This window comes from Bacteroidota bacterium (assembly GCA_016699695.1).
In the GTDB taxonomy this organism is placed as follows: domain Bacteria; phylum Bacteroidota; class Bacteroidia; order Bacteroidales; family UBA10428; genus UBA10428.
In genome coordinates, this window is sequence record CP065006.1 from 2,626,155 (window position 1) to 2,645,714 (window position 19,560).

The following is a 19,560-nucleotide window of genomic DNA, read 5'->3' on the forward strand; positions in this document are numbered from 1 at the left end:
GCTGGAGAGCAACCTGATAGCAATAAGATTTACCACGGGAATTGGGCCCTGACTAACAATCAGGGCCTTTTTATTCAATTTCTGTGATTATGGCTTAGAAAACTCTTTGGTTTTTATAGTATAAATACCATCTTATAAAGCTTTTACGATGTTCTTTGGATAGTCCTCGGTGTAGAGTTATGTGACTTTTAAGATGTCCAAAAATGACTCTAATCCATTTGTGGATTTTGGAATTCTGTCATTGTCCAGATAATGGAACATATCAGGCAAAGCCTTCTTAATAACTGTAAATGAACGCCTAACCATTTTATGAGTGTACCAATACCTTCCAGTATCAAAGTTGTAGCTTTTTTGATCTAAGAATTCCTTATGTTTTTCATGCCAGTTGTATAAGTTGACAACCCAATTCCCCCATTGCTCTTTATTCTCAATTTTATGTAACTGGTTTATAATAGTTCTAAGTTCCATACCTGCAATACTCTTGGGGTTCATTGTAAGCCAGATACGACACATTCTTTGAACATGAATAATACACCGTTGAACGGTTACATGTTTACATACTTTACGAATCGCTTTAAGCAGTGATTTATGTCCATCGCATGTTATACTTTCTATTTGGACTCCAAGCTTTAATAGATTTTCCAGGTCTTCTTTCATTTCGTCATACCATTCCCCATCAGTTAATCGATACAACTGTGTGAATTTTATCGTGTTATCTCTGTAAAGAACCAAACAAAGATCTTTACTGAAGTAGGTTCCATCTATCAATAAATTAACCTTCTCTGATGGCTTAACTGCATATACAGGGGATTGTGAGAGATAATAAGAAAACATTCGCTTAAGCGTCCGCTCAGAGTATCCACTGGATTTGCTTATCTGTGGTATCGTTTGTCGTCCAATAACCCAATGCTGAAACCAAACTTTTTGATTTGTTTTCTTTGTAAATAGACTAGCATTAGTGAATAATATACCGCAAAATTGACATTTAAAACGTTGTTTTCCTTGCTGGGTTCCCCATTTGATTACATTCAAACTTTGACATGCCCAACAACGCTTTTTTTTGATGTTTTCATAAATATAAAAGAGTTAACTGAAACAACTTTCAATTAACTCTTTTGTATCTCAATAGTGACAAGGAATAAAAAACTTTTTACCAACTATTTTTGGCCTCTATATCTTTTTTGAAAAAGGGAATTTATTCCTGAGTATAGTGAAAAATTAATCGATTTTAATGTGCGCCCAGTTTTCGTTTCGGCGAATGCGGTTAAGCTGTGTATGTGTGATTCCGAATTCTTTGGCAATTTTATAAAGAGGGGTTTTGCCGCGCTGCAATTTCTTTTTAAGGCGCATTACTTCCGTTTCGGTTAATTTCGAGTTAGTGATTTCGCCTTTGCGTCGTTCGATGGCAGCCGCAGTGCGCGGACTTGTGCGGCTATGAGCGAACATCTCAGCACGGGTAACCCAACGCAAATTCTTTTGATGGTTATTCCATTTATTAAAATCGACATGAATTACCTTGTCGTGTTTAGAGGATGGCTGGGTTAAAAACATTTCCCCTACCAGGCGATGAATACTTTTGGTGATGCGTTTTTTTCCGGTAAGCAACTCATCGGTACGAAAAGAGAAATAGGCATAACCGTTTACATTCGATGGACGTTGTATCGCCCAGTCATTTTTTTTAACTATCCAACGTCGTATACGCCCTGCATTGGAAACTTCGTATTTTTCCTTGGCGTCAATACCTTCAAAAAGCACCTGCTTCCACTGCTCTTCACTGTAATTTCTTTCCTCCATGGTACCTTGCTGATTCTTTCTATCTAGTTTGATGACGTTTTGCATGCATTGAGTCACCAATTCTTGCTTTTATTACCTTTTTGTGCCCGAATTTCTAACAACCGGAGGCGAAAAATACAATCAATATTTTTTAATGAGAAACATATCCAGGCATTTCGTAGCCTGATTTTTATTAACGGCAGAGAATTGATTACCAAGGGGGTAAATTAATCGATGATTAAAAACCACGAGAAAGAGTTTAGATAACCTCATGACTGTATAAGTGTAGATATTGGTAAATACAGCTTCGATAAAATGTCTATCCCAGTCGCTGCTTCAGCACTTCGAAAAGCAGTATTCCTGAGGCCACACTCACATTGAGTGAAGCAATTTCTCCCATCATGGGTATTTTTACAAGAGCATCAGTGCGTTTAAGCACCGCCTCCGAGATACCCGTATCTTCCGAGCCCATTACAATGGCTGCCGGACCATGAAATACTTGTTCGAAGTAGTTAAGGCCTGCTTTTTCAGTGGCTCCATATACTTTAATTCCCGATTGCTGTAAAAACCGTATGGTTTCTGGTATACTGTCGACCTTGCATACCGGAATACGGGTAAGGGCACCGGCTGAGGTTTTTATGGCATCAGCACTTACGCTAACCGATTTTCTGGCTGCAATCACAAGGGCATCCACTCCAGCTGCTTCAGCTGTTCTGGCAATGGCCCCAAAGTTACGTACATCGGTAATGCCATCGAGCAGCAGTATAAAGGGGTCTCTGCCTGCCTCGTATACCGAAGGTAATAGGTTGGTAATGTCGTAATAGGTAATGGAGGTCGAAAAAGCGATGATTCCCTGGTGATTGGTGCGGGTAATGCGGTTGAGTTTTTCGATGGGTACATATTGAAAATTGAGCCTCTGCTCCCTGATGAGTTGCAGACACTCCTGAAACAGGTCTCCTGTAAGTCCTTTTTTAATCAGTATTTTATCGATGGTTTTATTGGCCTTAATGGCTTCAATTACCGAGTGAAAACCAATAAGTAAATCATCGCTGTGTTTTTTCATCTTTTCGTTTTTTTCAATTCCTTTAGTACTTGCATGAAAAAAATGTCTTTTATCGGTTGCTATTATATTTTTACTCATGCTTGGATTTTTTTGAGCCTATTTCTATTGATTTCATCGACGACCTTGCTCAGGAAACTGGTGCCAGGCATAGAGTCTAGTTAGTATTAAATATTTGACCGCTTGTCCAGGTATAAACTGTTTCTGTCCAGCGCCAGCTTTCGCTTTGCGAGCGTTCCAGCTTATAATTATTGAGGTTATACCGGTTAGGCTCATAATTAAAAGTAAATACGATGTTACTGTCGTCGGTTTTATTCTTATAAATCCAGATTTCCTGTTCGGGTGTTTTTTTTAATTCTTCCGGTGGACCGTAAACTACATAAACCATTCCCCTGTCTGTTTTCCAACCTTCGCGTGTGCTGGAGAAATAATAGTTTGAATAATAAACCCGGTTGTAATAGAGTCTTATCATTTCGCGACCCCGGTCTATACTGCCTGCTGTTTTTTGCCAGAAATTATCAGCAGCTAGTTTTGGGTTAATTTCGCTTTTAAGTTTGTCGAATTCGGCATCAGTGGTAATATAAGTTAGCGGAGGAATCAATTCCTCCGGCTTTTTTGTTTGTGGAAAGGATTCGGAAAGCCTGAGCAAACAAACTCCTGCTGTGGAGAGGGTATCGAATCGGATATAATAAAGCCCCTGGTAAACCAAGGATAGTGCAGTATTGGCACTGTAGTCGACAATAAACATCGAATCGGGTTTGCTGTAAATCAATTCATCGCTCAAGGGAACTAAAAATGGCTTTGATGCCTGAACCTGGTTATGGTAGAAAGAAATATATAGTTTCGTAGAGGCAGGAGAGGCGTGTTGTACACGAAATAAGCCATCGTTGACGAGTATGTTCCTGAAAACAGGTGTGCCATCGAGCCCGGTTATATTAAAATATTGTTCACCCATCCCTGCCTGTTTTTCAATATCGAGGTAGTATATGCTATGCGATAACCGAAAATTATCGCGTAGGGTAATTTTCATCCTGTAAGATTTTCCTTCTGTAGCTTTAAAGGGAATCTGCGAGATATAAAACTTACCAAGGTCGCTGCGGTTAAACTGATATACAAATGTGTTGGTATCGACCAAAAAATTACCGCCATCGCCTACTTCCTGCAGCATGTATTTCAGGGTGAAACTGCAGCCATCCTCGTTGGAGAAAGCATTTGGTCTGAAAAAGATTTCGTCAGTGCGGATTTTAAAAAACAAGACCGAAGTGTTGGTGTTGTTATGGTATACCTTGTAAAGTGGATGCAAGGACGATTTTAGTGGGTTGTAAATATGCGCCAGTGTCCATTGAGAGCTTGTTTGCGAATTATAATTGCTACTACAGGATGCTAAAAACGCAAGTAGCAGCAATGCCAGCTTCGGAAAAGAACTTATGGGTTTAACTGGTTTCAACTAACAGGTGTTTTTTTGTAAAAATAGTGATTCTTTAGGCTTTTGTAGCAAACGCTTACAAGTTTCTCTGGTTTAATAGTTCCTCCAGCTGACTGCCATGCTCTTCCCATTCTTTCAGCAATTTCTCTATTTCTTTTTTATTGTTTTCGTAAAGTGAAAACAGGTCTTGGTTACTTTGTTCATTTTGAGCTAGTTTCTTTTCTGCTTCGGCATTTTCTGCTTCAAGTCTGTTGATGCTTTTTTCAATCTCCTCTATGCACCTTTCGATCTTCCTGATTTCTTTGTCCAGCTCCTTTCGCTGTTCGTAGGTGAGTTTATTTTTGCTTGTTTTCGCATCGGCTTTTTGCCCTGCAATGGGCTGTTTGCGATTTAATTCATCGAGGCTGTTGAGGCGTTTTCTGGCCAAAAATTCATAGATGGTTTCGCGATGCTCTTTGACTTTTTTATTGCTGAACTCAAAAAAGCGCGTAGTAAGCCCGTTTAAAAATTCCCTGTCGTGCGAAACCAGAATAAGGGTGCCATCGTAGGCCAGGAGTGCTTTCTTCAGAATATCTTTCGAACGGATGTCGAGGTGGTTGGTAGGTTCGTCAAGCACAAGCAAATTATAGGGCTCAAGCAATAGTTTGGCCATGGACAATCTCGATTTCTCACCCCCGGAAAGTACCCTAACTTTTTTATCTACATCCTCGCCGCCAAACAGAAAAGCACCCAGAATGTCGCGTATACGGGTGCGAACATCGCCAACAGCTACGGCGTCGATGGTTTCGAGCACAGTCTTGTCTCCGTCCAGCAGCTCATCCTGGTTTTGTGCAAAGTATCCGAGCTTAACGTTGTGGCCAAGCTTATATTCACCAGTGGCCTCCAGCTCGTTTACAATGATTCGCGAGAGGGTAGTTTTTCCTTCACCGTTTTTACCAATAAAGGCAAGTTTCTCGCCTCTCTCCACCTGCATGTCAATTTTGTCGAGTATAACCTTGCTGCCATAGGCTTTGGTAAGACTTCGGGCTTCGAATACAACAGTACCTGATCGAGGTGCCGGCGGAAATTTGATGTTTATCGAAGAAAGGTCTTCTTCGTCTACTTCAATGATATCTACCTTTTCGAGTTGCTTGATGCGCGATTGCACCTGCACAGCTTTTGAAGCTTTGTATCGAAAACGCTCGATGAATTCTTTTGTATCATCGAGCTGTTTTTGCTGGTTTCGATAGGCTGACAATAGTTTTTCGCGCCGGTCTTTGCGCTGCTCGAGGTAGTTGGAATAGTTGGTTTTATAGTCGTGCAGTTTGCCCAGGCTTATTTCTACTGTACGTTTGGTAATCTTATCGAGAAAAGCCCTGTCGTGCGAAATGAGCACAATGGCTCCATTGTAGGTGCTTAAAAAATCTTCGAGCCATTGTATCGATTCAATGTCGAGGTGGTTGGTAGGTTCGTCGAGAAGAAAAATATCGGGCGATCGTAACAGAATTTTTGCCAATTCGATGCGCATTCGCCAGCCTCCACTGAATTCTTTGGTGGGACGGTTGAAATCGGATCGTTTAAAGCCTAAGCCAATTAAGGTTTGTTCGCAAAGTGCGTTGGTGTTGCCGGCATCGATTATATGCAAACGGTCGTTTTTTTCTGTCAGCAATTCAACCAACTCAAGGTAACTGTCCGTTTCGTAGTCGGTACGTTCCTGCAGTTGCTGACCAATGTGTTCGATATCCTGTTCTATTTTTTTAAATTCTTCGAAAGCGGTCATGGTTTCGTCAAAAACAGTACGGGTATCGTTACAGGCTAATTGCTGGGGTAAATAGCCCAGACTTACGTCACTTGCCACTACAACCTGGCCCTTGTCGGGCAGAACTTCGCCTGTCATCAGTTTAAGCATGGTCGACTTTCCTGCACCGTTTTTTCCTACTAGTCCAAGCTTATCTTTTGGGCCAATCATCAGGCTAATATCTTCAAAAATGCGCTGTCCGGTATATTGCAGCGAGAGGTTTTCCAGTGAAATCATCCGTATTATTTAAGATTTGCAAAAGTAGCAAAAACAGTTGGAAGCGCTATACAAACTATGTCTCCATATCAGGGAGTATTTATCCTTAGAAAAAATGTGGAAGATCAAATATCATTTTTAAGCTTTCTATTATCCAAATTTTAAGCTATTTCATATAAAGCTTGAAGGCTGTTTACCTTTTTTTACCTTTGTGGCCTGAATTTAAACTGCACAGAGTGGGCAAACGTAAGAATAATCTGCTAATCGAAAACCTGGAAATAATTGATGTGGCCGCAGAAGGCAAGGCTATAGGCAAGCATAACAACATGGTGGTGTTTGTGCCCTGGATGGCTCCGGGCGATGTGGTGGATGTGCGCGTGAATGTGCGGCGCAAAAAATACATGGAAGGTCGGGTGGAGCAAATTAAAAAACTCTCGGACTTGCGGGTTACTCCATTTTGCAGTCATTTTACGGTTTGTGGAGGTTGCAAATGGCAACACTTACCTTATGACCTACAGCTAAAATACAAACACAAACAAGTTGTCGATAACCTTACACGTATAGGCAAAGTAGCACTCGATAATATAAGTCCTATACTTGCTTCTGCTCAGGAGAAGTATTACCGGAATAAGCTGGAATATACATTCTCTGCTACACGTTGGCTAACCAACGATGAGGTAGGTAAGGAAGATGAAATTTCCGACCGCAATGCGCTGGGCTTTCATGTTCCGGGCCGTTTCGACAGAGTGCTTGACATTGATACCTGCTATCTGCAGCCGGATCTCTCGAACCAGATTCGCCTCGCAATTCGGAAGTTTGCAACTGACGAAGGTTTTTCATTCTACCATCAACGAAACAACGAAGGCTTTTTGCGTAACATTATATTGCGCAACTCCAACCAGGGCGAATGGATGGTAATAATGGTTTTTGGCGAAGAACTGCCTGCAGAAATCGAGGCGGTTATGTGTTTTCTAAAAGATTCATTTCCTCAGATAACCTCCCTGCATTATGTGGTGAATACCAAAGTCAACGATACCATTGGCGATCTGGAGATTGTTTGTTACTCGGGTCAGGGCTATTTGATAGAAGAAATGGAAGGCCTTCGGTTCAAGATCGGGCCTAAATCTTTTTTTCAGACCAATTCGCAACAGGCACTCGAACTGTACAAGGTAACTCGTGAGTTTGCAAAGCTGAATAAGACCGATCTGGTGTATGATTTGTATACAGGCACCGGCACCATTGCCAATTTTCTGGCCCATCAGTGCAAAAAGGTAATAGGAATTGAATATGTCGAAGAGGCTATCGTCGATGCACGCATCAATTCGCTCGAAAACAAAATAGAGAATACACTTTTTTTTGCCGGAGATATGAAAGACATCCTTACCGTTGAATTTCTTGCCGAACATGGAAAACCAGATGTGCTGATTACCGACCCTCCGCGGGCAGGCATGCACCCCGATGTGGTAAAAGTAATTCTCGATGCAGAACCCAACCGCATTGTGTATGTAAGCTGCAATCCTGCCACACAGGCGCGCGATCTGGAGTTATTGTCGGTAAAATACAAAGTAACCGCTGTGCAGCCGGTCGATATGTTTCCGCACACCCACCACGTAGAGAATGTGGTGAGGCTGGAGTTGATATAATAAACTCTTATTCTAACCTCTTATTGGGCTTTTTTTTCCTTGATAGGAACTAGTTAATCTTTGTTATCTAATATTTCGATGGCTTTTAGAATTAACTTGTCAGCATTATTCTGTAAATCATTTAAGGTATTAATCATCTCAATATCTGCAGGTATTCCAGTTTTTTCAAAACATTTCTTATTGCTGTCATATATTCTTTGATTTGAAAGGGTTCCCCAAAGCTCTTTGTTTTCGTCAATTGTATAATTCATGGAATTGGAGAATTTCCCTTTAGTATTTGTACCGATAACTGTTACATAAGGTAATTCTTTCAATATACACAATTCGTCTGTCTTTGACCTTGGCAGTTTAGTTTCACTGTGTCTTTCCTAATTCGTCGATAAGAAGCTAATTTCCTGTCACTTTACACCAACCTTTTTTTTTAGGTGCTAACGACACTTGCAAAAAAAATTGACCAACATGCTCGCTAACGTGAGTTAGGCGCACAATCTATTATTTTTATTTCAGTAGATCTAATGCGTATTCAAAAACCGGATCAATACCATTTTCTATATCTTCAGAATTCCAGTTAACAAGCACTTGTGGGGGAATGCCACTAGATTCAACTATTTTCTTTTCAGTATCAAAAATTAATTGGTCAGAAACGGAATAAACTGTGCCATCGGGTAAGGTAAACTGTCTGCTATTACTTAACCCTCCCCCAGTTGTATCGCCAATTGTAATGCAATTCGCTAATTTTGTCATTCCTGCTGCGAAGATTTCAGATGTGCTGAAACAACCCCTGCCTATTAGTAAAATTATGGGTTTAGTAAATTGCCATTCACCTCTTTTCGGATATTCTATTGGAGACATATTGGTGAAATCGTTATGATTTTTTCCATTTCGGTTTTGGACATAACCACAAGCAAATTTGTCAGTTACAAATCGTCCACCAATACTGCCTGCAAGAGGTCCATATCCGCCGCCATTCATTCGTATATCAAGAATGATTCCCTTGCAATTTTTCATGCTGTTTAATACAGCATCGAAATCTTTTATTAAAATTTTATCTCTGTTCCATTCCGAAATAGAAATATATCCAATAGAATCATGTTTAAACCAACCCCATGAAGAATTTTCTCTATGCCAATTGAAGGTTGACATATATTTTTGCCAAATTTCATTGTTCCAATTTACACTATAGGAAGGAAAATATGGTTGCACAAATTGTCCATTACTTTTTTTCATCCACACGTGCACATCTTCTAATGGGGCAAGCATGTTATTTACAATACTGATAAATTCAGAATAAGAAACATCATCTGCTATTTGAGGATAATATTGATTGTACTGAGCCGTCCAATCAATATTTTTATAATCGAAAAACACATAATACAAATCAAAGTTTTTCCAAATAGTTTCAAATTCAGTCAAGTAAGTATTATTATTGACTGGAGGTTCATCAGTATTATCACAATTAATGATTAACCCAATAATAAAAATATAGAGTAGTAGTTTTTTCATATTCCTAATTGCTATAACTTTTATAGGGCGTTAATATACGCGAATGTTATTCAATTAGTACAACTTCTCTATAAATTTCGCTGCCTGAAATCAGATTTAGCATATACACCCCACTTTTTATTTCAGCAATGTCTATCACATCAGAATCTAAGTTATTGTGCATAACCATTCTGCCACTCATATCGATTAATTGGTAACTGTCGATTTGAATTTCTGGGTTGGTAGATTTAATATGGATTGTATTGCTAGCAGGGTTTGGAAAAACCTGGATTTTATCCGTCTCATTCTTTATATCATTAGAACTGGTTAGTGTTAATTCTAGACTAAAAATATCCGAAATGGAGGCCCCCGCCAAATCAACTGCGGTAACTTTTATGGAAAGGTTTTCTTCCACTGGAGGAATACCACTAAAGGTTTTTGTAGTGGAATTAAATTTGAGCCATTCAGGAAGATCATGTCCATTGCTACTTAATTTTGCTTCATAAAACAGAAAATCGTTGTAATCATCAGAAAAGGCATTATCCTTTATTCTGATATTGATATTTTGCCCCAGGTGAGCAATGGTATCTGGAATTGGATTTAATAAAACCGGCGCTTTATTAGTTATAAAACTGGTATCAACACCGTAGTATGCACTTTCGAAAGTTGTATTAAAAAATGTGGTGTTTTTTAATTGGGAGACTGAATCGGACATCACTTTCAGATCTCCATTCTCAATATGATAAAGGATTATGTGTTTAGCGTTTATACTTTCTAAAACTTTATTGTAAGTTTCGCTCTCGCCAAAATAGCAGTAGTAGTTTAAAAAAGCAATATCAATATTTTCATTTTTTAAATTGAAAGTATCTAAATCAGAAATTTTAGCGCCGGTATAATCCCCAACATGAAGTATTTTTAGATTATCAATTGTAAAAAGGTATCCGTTGTTTTCAAATTCTGGACGATTATCGTGTTGCATACGCATTACCTTAACTGGTATGCCATTTGCTGATGTATCTGCATGCTTATTATAATTGGTTGTTAAAACTATAATTCTACTGCTAAAACTATTGTAATCTGGTTCTGTTTTCAATTGGGTTTCTACATTTTTAGGGCATACAAAGCGTGTAGTGATGTTGTTTTTTAATTGTCTGGAAACAATAGATGCTTTAAAATGATCGTCATGATCGTGGGATACTAAAAATAAATCGACAGAATGAAAGGGTGGAATTCCATTGCAAATCTTATCAATAACGCTTGTCGAAGGAGGTGTATAATATCCATATCCTTCGGTGAACAGGGCATCGATAAGCACTTTTTTATTGCCGCTTTCAATTAAAAATCCGGCATTGGATATAAAGGTAACTTTTGCACCACTTAAGGCATGATTTTTAAAGAAATCCCAAAGTACTTCAGGGGTATTTATATCGCGGTTAGTATATCCCATTTCATTATTTCCATTCCAATCAGGTGCGTCATGTCCCCCACCTACAACCTGGTAAAATACAATTTCCGAATTGTCTTGTCCATAGGTATATTTTATCACAGATGAATGGTCTGTTGTTACAATATCCGGTAAGGCCACAGAATCTTTTAATGATTGCGCATGATTATGATGTTTATAAAACGAGATTACAGAATCGACCGATATAATGTCAGAATCGCCAGCATAGAGTATAACATCGTCGCTGGTGCCATGAATTTTAACATAGGGTACAGGTTGCACCGGTTTATAGTATTTACTGTAACTGTTTAGCATAAACCCGCCAACATCTCCAAAAGCTGCTATTTTGTGAGATAATTCACACGCCAATAGATTCACCAAAATACACCCGGCTGAGTGCCCCGAAACATAAATCCGTTGTTTGTCAACAGCAAAGTTTTTAGTGAGGGTGTCGATTAGAGAGGAAATAAACACAAAATCATTTTCCCTACTCCAGCTTTTATTTAAGCCTTGTGGATACACAAGAATATAACCACTTGTGTCGGCATGTTCGGTAAAACCATAGATTGATTCCGCTTCTTCTTTTGCAAAATTTCCGCCATGCAAAAAAATATGTAAGGGTATCTTTTGTAAAGGATCGTAGTTATTAGGCAAACGCACAAGGTACGATCTGTTATTGTTGTTTACCTTCATCGAAAACTCTTGCGCCTGAATGGCTAAGCAAGAAAAAAGAACAAGCATGATGATTGGCAAAATTGATTTCTTACTCATAATAAACAATTTTAGGGATTGGTTTTATGCAGCAAATTTAGTTAGCGCCGTAAAATAGCTTTAAGACAAATATGCCAATTACTGGCACTTATCTGCCAACTAAAGAAGTTACTATATGTCAAAGGATTACAGAATAGAAAACCGACTAATTCTCAAATTCAGTTGGCAGGCAACCAAAATGTTTTTTAAAGCATTTGGTAAAATAGGAAGGATCGTTAAAACCTGTTTTATAGGCTATTTCGCTGACTGAAGCTGCTTTTTGCCTTATTAAGTGAGCAGCTTTCCCGAGCCTGAAGTTTAAAATAAGTACAGATGGGTTTTGGTCGGTTAATGCTTTTATTTTTCTATGAAAATTACGATACGAAAAGCCAATTTCGGCGCTTAATTTTTCTACAGAATATTCCGTATCTGAGTAATTCTTTTCAAGTTGCAGAGCCACCGTATTTAAAAATTGCTCATCCATCGATGCTGTTTCAACTTCAAGTGGTTGCACTGATATTCTTTTTTCATATTTCTTTCTTAGCACTATTCGCTGTTTAATCAGGTTTTTAACCCTGATTAAAAGCTCCTCTTTTACAAATGGTTTATTTAAAAAATCATCTGCACCGGTTTGTAAGCCATCAATTTTGGTATCAATATCGGCCTTGGCTGTCAATAATATTATTGGGATATGGCAGGTTAAAATGTCTTTCTTTATTTCGCAACACAGTTGAAATCCATCCATTATGGGCATCATTAAATCGGATATTATCAAATCGGGCATTGATTTTAATGCTTCCTTTAAACCCAATTGACCATTCATTGCAACAATTACCTTGTAACTACCTTCTAGCATATTGGCGATGTATGCTGCCATGTCATCGTTGTCTTCAACAACCAGAACAATGGGTTTATTCTTTCGGAGTTCAATTTCTTCCGATTCGGAATGTTCAACTTCTGGCTTAAAATTCGGAATGACTCCAGTTTGCTCATTGTATCCTGGCAAAATGGAACTGCCTTCTACACAGTTTTCTTTGAATAGTTTATCATCCACATCAGTTTTTACAGGTAGGGTAACAAATACTGTTGTTCCCAGGCCTTCTTCACTTTGAGCTTCAACCTTACCCTGGTGCATTTCAACAATTTCCTTTACCAATGCAAGGCCGATTCCGGTGCCTTCGTATTTTTTTGTGCTGGAACTATCGGCCTGGTAAAACCTGGAGAAAATAAATGGCAATTGTTCTTTGTGAATGCCGATTCCGGTATCCTTAACCTGAATTGTGACTTGATTTGTAATAACTACTTTGTTGTTTTTATGAATTTGTTTTGATTCCAATGCCAACGATATTTCTATTTTTCCACCATCGGGTGTGAATTTAAATGCGTTTGATAATAGGTTCGATAATACAATTTCTATCTTTTCTCTATCGAAAACGAATTTTATGTCGCTGGGGAGAAGGCTTATTCTGAAATCAATTTTCTTTATTTCGGCCAGGCTGTGGAAGGAAGCTGTAAATTGGCTTACCACCTCGTTTATGCTATACAAACCCAAACTCGATTTTGCCTTTAGCATCTCGAATCGCGATAATTCGAGTATTTGGTTTATTTGATTTTTAAGTTTTTCGGCATGCTTATTAATTAGTGCCAACCTATTGCTAAATTTTACGTCTTTTACTTCTTTAATTAATTCATGCAAGGGACCCAGAATCAATGTTAAAGGAGTGCGGAATTCATGTGAGATATTTGCAAAAAAGTTGGACTTAAATTTGTCTAATTCCTTTAGTTCTGTTGTTTGCTTCTCGAGCTGAATGTTTTTTTGATGAAGTTCTTGAGTTCGCTGAATAATTTTTTGCTCCAGCAAATGTTTTGCCTTATTGATTTTCGAAACCCTCCATCTAAGAATGATTAAAACAATTGCAATCGATATTAAAACGTAAATACAGTATAAATACCAGGTACGATACCAAGGTGGAAGAATAGTAAATTTGAAATAATCTTCAGAACTTACTTGTCCCAGGTAGTTTTGCCCACGAACCTTAAAGCAGTAATCACCTTCCCATAGTCTTGCATAATTCACTTTGTTGTTCTCAGTCCAATCACTCCATTCATTGTCGGCACCTTCGAGCTTAAATTGAAACTTATTTTTATGTTTTTCAATGTACGAAGTAAGGGTAAATTCAAATGCTACCTTATTGTTATCATATTTTATCGATTGGGTAACATCTTTATTTCTTGAATTAAGGAGGTAAAGAGTAGAATCGTTTTTAAGTAAAACTTTGCGTATGTAAGTGTTTGCGCTATTTTGAATGGCTTCCGAAATTCCTTTTGTATAAAGCGCTAAACCGGAGTTGGTGCAAATCCAATAACTACTATCACTTTCCTGCGAAATGCTGTGGATAACTGTCCCACCAATACGATTCAAATCCAATTCAACAAACTCATAGCGATTGCCAATAAGATTTACAACTCTTGTACTGTAGTCATACCTTTGACTTGCATCGGCAATGGAAAGCCATAAATTTCCAGATTTATCATTCAAAAAAATTTCTGAGAGGCATTCATCTTTAAGAAGTAAGCCCTCAAATTTTTTATCAATAATAAACTCTCCTGTTTTTTTATTAAAAATATACACCCTTCCAGGCGTTGAAGCATAAACATTGTTGGAAAATGAGAAAAAACTGCGCCAGTAAGCTTTTAAGATAGTATCATTAATCTTATACTTTACACATTCGGGGTTCTCTATACGAATAGAGTTGTCTGTTTTGTTCACTAGCTTATACTGAAGGATATTTTCATTTTGAACAACCCAAAAATCTCCATTTTCATCATCCCCTAAAGTATTTCCGATTATCGGCTTAATTATCCCTTCATCCCTTAAACCATTTTTGTTGTATAAACTGGCCAATCCAGCATCTGTAATAATAAATATGCGGTTTTTATCGTAATTCGAAACATGAAATTGGTGTAAATACTCTTCAGGCAATTCTTTATAGAGATTGAGAGCTTCCGCCCTGTTTTTATTAATCTCAAATAAACCTTCACATGCTGTAACCAATAACTTGTTATTATGAATCAAAGCATCGTGGCAAGCAGTTTTTAAAATGGGTTCGAAACGGAAGTTTATACTTTTACTATTAGGTTCTTGCGCAAATTGTTGGGGTGGAATTAATCGGTAATATTGATTTCTTGTAAAAACATAAAAATCAGATTCAAACGAAGCCACGCGCCAAATTTGTTCATGCAGTCCGTGGTTTTTGTTAAACCACCTAAAGGGTTGGCTGTTTTCAATTTTGCTTATGCCATTCATGGTCGAAACCCAGATATTCCCTTGATGGTCAGTGCATAAATCCGACGCATTGTCGTTACACAAGCCATTCGATTCATTTAATACCTGAACAATGTTTCCACCTTCATCTATCAGGTGTAATCCATCTCGCCCAACTAAAAATAAAAATTGGCCGTTGTTGAGCTCAATACCTTTCGAATAGCTTTTCGTGGAGGTTGAAAATGGGGTAAGCTTTTTGTTTTCGAGCAAATACAAACCTTTTTCCTCGATAGAAAGTAGTATTTTGCCCGAAGCGCAAACTAATATGTAGTCTATTGTATTCTCTTTCAGAAAAGTATCTTCATAATAAAGCAGTAAGGTGTCGTTTTTCAGAATTAATAAGCCTTTACCTATTTCCTGAACAATTAAATTGCCATTTAAAACTGCCGAAGCACCATACTTACTCTTTGTTTGCCACGATTTAAGTTTTGTTCCGTCCCAAAAATCAATGTGTGAATCAGATATAAAAAAAACGCCCTTTCCATTAAGAAGAATATTTTTGTTTTGTTCGTTATAGACAGCAGTACTGTCATGTAGCAAAACAATTTCTTTAAATTCATACCTATTGGTGGGTTGAAGCAAGCCTATTCTGCGTTCGTACGAATCATGAAAAAATAATTCGCCTTTATCATTGGCTTTAATAATTGATTTATTCGTTCCATATTGAATAAGCCGCCAATCGTACCCATCGTATTCTAAAATGCCCAATCCATTTGCTACATATATAAAATGATTTTGGGCAACTGTTATTGAAAAGCATGAAGAATATGCATTATAATCTTTTTCGTAGAAGTTTTCGATATACGGCAAACCTTCTAATTGCCTATTTTGGAATACTTTATCCTGCGCAAATAGAATATTGTAATTGCAGTAAAGTAGTATGATTATCCAGAAGTATTTTCTATTGTGCAAGGTTTTCAATATTGGCTAAAGTTCATTTTTTTTCTATCCATGAATGGGCTGGTTTTAGAAGTCTCTGGGTTACTCTCTCCGTTCGTGAAAGCGCTGCGCTAAATTAAACCTGGAGTAATAAATCTTTTACAGGCCGAAGAAAGGTTACGGTTTTTACTTAACCCTAATTACAAGACAATATTGCAAACCTTTACACTTATTCGCAAATAAAAAAAGCTCTCAGAAAATCTGAAAGCTTCTGTGGGCGATGACGGATTCGAACCGCCGACCCTCTGGGTGTAAACCAGATGCTCTGAACCAGCTGAGCTAATCGCCCTTGTGCTATTAAGCGGGTGCAAATATAAAAGAGATTTTTACAATAAAAAAGTTTTTCTATTTTTTTTGAAGTGCCAAAAAATCAGCCACCACAAAGGTGCTTCCGCCTATATAAATAAAATCTTCCTTTTCAGCATTTTTTTGTGCATCGCACCAGGCGGCTTCTACATTCTCATAAACCTGGCCTTTTAGCCCAAAGTTTGAGGAAAGATTCATAATCTCCTGAGGGTCCGCGGCACGTTCGATAGAGGCCCGGGTAAAATAATAGATAGCTTCTTTAGGGAAAAGCGGCAGTATTTCTGCAATATTTTTATCGTTTACAAAACCTATGACCATGTGCAATTTCTTGTAATTCGTTTTCGAAACCTGGTCGAGGGTCAGGCAAAGTCCATCTTTGTTATGGGCCACATCGCATACCGTAAGCGGGTTTGTGCTGAATATTTGCCATCTTCCTTGCAATCCGGTGGTTTGCATCACAGTTCTAAACCCCTCGCTGATATGATGGTTGTTAACCGGAAATTTATCAGCAATTACATCGAGGGTGGTGAGACAGGTTATTAAGTTTTGATATTGATAATGGCCCAAGAGATCGGTCTCATAAGCCAGGTTCCCATGCGAACTCTTTATTTGTATTAGCTGTGTATTTCGGTCGGTGCGGTGCGACGAAAGAAAACGGTATTGTTCGTTGGCTTGTATGAGAGGCGACTCCATCAGCGAACAACGGGCATGGAAAACCCCTTTCGATTCGTTGGTTGATTCACCAATAATTACAGGAACCATTGGTTTGATTATTCCTGCTTTTTCTTTTGCGATGAGCTTAATAGTATTTCCCAGAAACTGCTCATGGTCCATTCCGATATTGGTTATTACCGATGCAATGGGAGTAATAATATTAGTAGTGTCAAGTCGGCCACCTAGTCCTGTTTCGATAATTGCCACATCTACCTCTTCTGTTTTAAAATAGCTAAAAGCCATAAACACAGTCATCTCGAAAAAGGATGGTTTGATTAGTTCGAAAAAGCACTGATTACGCTGGATAAACTTAATGATGTATTTCTTATCAATCATCTCTCCGTTGATGCGGATTCTCTCACGGAAATCGAGCAAATGAGGCGAGGTGTACAAACCTGTTTTATAACCGGCTTTCTGCAAGATGGAAGCCAACATATGACTTACCGACCCTTTCCCATTGGTACCTGCTACATGTATAGTTTTATAGGCTTTATGGGGGTATCCGGAAAATTTATCGAGCTCATAGGCATTTTCGAGATCGCCTTTGTAAGCCGCTTTGCCTATGCGTTGATACATAGGCAGGGACTCGAACATGTAGTGAAGGATTTGTTCGTAAGTCATTTTAAGTCAATCAAACATAATTTTGTAGGCTCGTGCCCTAAAGGTGAGAAAAACTCATTGAAAAGTTTCAATTATCCTTTTACGACAACGAATTCCATTTTTCATAATGAATACGCTCTGGCAAGAATCTGTCAACTTTTTTGACCGCACTTGCTGGATGTCCAATGGAAATAACAGAGAAAGGAACAACATGTTCAGGCAAGCAGAAGAGTTTATGCAATGCATCAATCCGGTTTTGTCTGGGAAAAATACCTACCCAGCAGGCTCCCAATCCTAAGCCGTGAGCAGCCAGCAACATATTTTGTGTGGCAGCCGAACAATCGACAGGTCCGTAGCCTTCGTCATGCTGAAGATTTTTATCAAAACTAACCAATATTCCGGCAGAAGCTTCCTTTAGCATGGCTGCATGGGGGTGTACTTCAATTATCTTTTCGATGGTTTCAGCATCCTGAAAAATAATAAAATGCCAGGGTTGTTTATTCACTGCCGAGGGCGCATACATACCGCATTCGATAATTTTTACCAACAAGTTGTGTTCAACCTTTTCGGTGGTGTATTTCCTGATACTGCGGCGGTTAAATAATGCTGTAAATAAATCCATGGTATTGTAGATGGTTCATAAATGTATAGAACGGTAAAAAATAAAAGAAATAATTTAATTATATTTAATTCGTTTCAAAAAGCTCAGAAGCCCTTTTATTGGTACCCAGAAGAGTATTGTAATATTACAGAATTATATGGCACGCAAACAGAAGAAAATTTTTATAATTGATACCAACGTGCTACTGCACGATTATAAGTGTATCTATAATTTCCAGGAAAACGATATAGTAATACCAATTACTGTATTGGAAGAGCTTGATAAATTTAAAAAGGGGAACGACCTGATAAATTTTCATGCCCGGGAGTTTACGCGCGAACTAGACAAGCTATCGGGCGATAATCTGTTTAACGGAGGTGTAACACTTGGTAAAAAACTTGGTAATCTAACCATCGAAACCGGCAAGCCCTTCTCTGAAAAACTAAGGGTTTCCTTTCCGGAAATGACTCCCGATCACCGTATTCTTGCCATTGCCGAGAGTATTTCCATCTCAAAACCTAATCACCAGGTTACCCTTGTAACCAAAGACATTAATCTACGCATGAAGGCCAAATCCATTGGTGTCATGGCGGCCGACTACGAGAGCGATAAGGTTCAGAACCTCGAGGAGTTTTATAAAGGAATCAATACCCTTGAAGGAGTAAGTGACGAGGTTATCTCAAAAGTGTACGAAGAAACAGAGGGTATTCAGGTAAAAGACGTGGCTGGTAAAATTGCGCCCAAACCCAATCAGTATTTTATTCTTAAGGGAGCCCGCTCCAGTGCGCTGGTGCATTACAACCCTTACCTAAAGGCTTTCGACAGGGTATTGAAACAAAAAGTGTATGGCATCGAACCCCGCAATGCCGAACAGACCTTTGCCCTCGATTGCCTTTGTCGTGACGAAATTCAACTGGTGACTATTACCGGGAAAGCCGGAACGGGTAAAACACTTTTAGCCCTTGCCGCCGCTGTAGCTCAGCGTCAGAAATATAGTCAGATATTTCTTGCAAGACCCATTGTGCCGCTGTCGAACAAAGACATTGGCTTTTTGCCAGGCGATGCCAAGGAGAAAATAGGGCCCTACATGTTGCCTCTTTTTGATAACCTCGATGTCATTAAAAACAAGTTCAGTCCAACCAGCAAAGATTATCAGAAGATTGAGGAAATGGTGAAGGGCGAAAAACTAATCATTACCCCGCTGGCTTTTATACGCGGACGCAGCCTTTCGAATGTGTTTTTTATTGTCGACGAAGCTCAGAACCTGACTCCCCACGAAATTAAAACCATAATCACAAGGGCAGGAGAGGGAACAAAAATGGTTTTTACCGGCGATATCGAACAGATCGATTCTCCTTACCTCGATATGAAATCGAACGGACTATCGTACCTTACTGATAAAATGATCGGTCAAGATGTATTTGCACACATCAACCTGATAAAAGGCGAGAGAAGCTACCTGGCAGAACTGGCTAGTAACCTATTATAATTTAAAAAGTCATCC

The 19,560-nt window shown here is 38.7% G+C and carries 12 protein-coding genes, 1 tRNA gene and 1 pseudogene; 2 read left to right on the forward strand and 12 right to left on the reverse strand.

The window, feature by feature from the left end:
- Positions 1-94: 94 nt before the first annotated feature.
- The 5 genes and pseudogenes from IPM71_11110 to IPM71_11130 form a co-directional block, all read right to left on the reverse strand.
- A pseudogene (locus tag IPM71_11110) lies at positions 95-1,032 on the reverse strand (transposase).
- Between the two features lie 186 nt (positions 1,033-1,218).
- Positions 1,219-1,839, reverse strand: a complete 621-nt coding sequence (locus IPM71_11115; GenBank protein QQS50142.1) for an HNH endonuclease — start codon at positions 1,837-1,839, stop codon at positions 1,219-1,221.
- 253 nt (positions 1,840-2,092) lie between these two features.
- The gene (rlmB, locus tag IPM71_11120; protein QQS52824.1) at positions 2,093-2,836 is read right to left on the reverse strand and encodes a 23S rRNA (guanosine(2251)-2'-O)-methyltransferase RlmB; all 744 of its coding nucleotides are present in this window, start codon (positions 2,834-2,836) and stop codon (positions 2,093-2,095) included.
- Positions 2,837-2,990: 154 nt separating this feature from the next.
- The gene (locus tag IPM71_11125; protein QQS50143.1) at positions 2,991-4,280 is read right to left on the reverse strand and encodes a GWxTD domain-containing protein; all 1,290 of its coding nucleotides are present in this window, start codon (positions 4,278-4,280) and stop codon (positions 2,991-2,993) included.
- 55 nt (positions 4,281-4,335) lie between these two features.
- Positions 4,336-6,273, reverse strand: coding sequence for an ATP-binding cassette domain-containing protein (locus IPM71_11130; protein QQS50144.1), 1,938 nt, complete (start codon positions 6,271-6,273; stop codon positions 4,336-4,338).
- 305 nt (positions 6,274-6,578) lie between these two features.
- Here IPM71_11130 and rlmD point away from each other — a divergent pair, with 305 nt between their 5' ends.
- Complete coding sequence (gene rlmD / locus IPM71_11135; GenBank protein QQS52825.1) at positions 6,579-7,895, forward strand: 23S rRNA (uracil(1939)-C(5))-methyltransferase RlmD; 1,317 nt, start codon at positions 6,579-6,581, stop codon at positions 7,893-7,895.
- A gap of 53 nt (positions 7,896-7,948) precedes the next feature.
- Here the strand turns inward: rlmD and IPM71_11140 are convergent, their stop codons facing one another.
- The 7 genes from IPM71_11140 to IPM71_11170 form a co-directional block, all read right to left on the reverse strand.
- Entirely contained in the window at positions 7,949-8,209 is a 261-nt protein-coding gene (locus IPM71_11140) for a hypothetical protein (protein ID QQS50145.1), read from the reverse strand.
- A 184-nt stretch (positions 8,210-8,393) separates the two neighbouring features.
- Entirely contained in the window at positions 8,394-9,398 is a 1,005-nt protein-coding gene (locus IPM71_11145; GenBank protein QQS50146.1) for a hypothetical protein, read from the reverse strand.
- A gap of 46 nt (positions 9,399-9,444) precedes the next feature.
- The gene (locus tag IPM71_11150) at positions 9,445-11,592 is read right to left on the reverse strand and encodes an MBL fold metallo-hydrolase (protein ID QQS50147.1); all 2,148 of its coding nucleotides are present in this window, start codon (positions 11,590-11,592) and stop codon (positions 9,445-9,447) included.
- A 145-nt stretch (positions 11,593-11,737) separates the two neighbouring features.
- Positions 11,738-15,808, reverse strand: coding sequence for a response regulator (locus tag IPM71_11155; GenBank protein QQS50148.1), 4,071 nt, complete (start codon positions 15,806-15,808; stop codon positions 11,738-11,740).
- Between the two features lie 241 nt (positions 15,809-16,049).
- Positions 16,050-16,124 (reverse strand) — tRNA-Val (locus IPM71_11160).
- A 56-nt stretch (positions 16,125-16,180) separates the two neighbouring features.
- Positions 16,181-17,476, reverse strand: coding sequence for a bifunctional folylpolyglutamate synthase/dihydrofolate synthase (locus tag IPM71_11165; protein QQS50149.1), 1,296 nt, complete (start codon positions 17,474-17,476; stop codon positions 16,181-16,183).
- Positions 17,477-17,555: 79 nt separating this feature from the next.
- A complete protein-coding gene (locus tag IPM71_11170) occupies positions 17,556-18,077 on the reverse strand; it encodes a nitroreductase family protein (GenBank protein QQS50150.1) in 522 nt (173 codons plus the stop codon).
- Between the two features lie 136 nt (positions 18,078-18,213).
- On the opposite strand from IPM71_11170, the gene IPM71_11175 reads away from it, so the two are divergent.
- Positions 18,214-19,545 carry a PhoH family protein gene (locus IPM71_11175; GenBank protein QQS50151.1) on the forward strand — a complete coding sequence of 444 codons (1,332 nt, stop codon included), beginning with the start codon at positions 18,214-18,216 and terminating at the stop codon, positions 19,543-19,545.
- Positions 19,546-19,560: the final 15 nt, after the last annotated feature.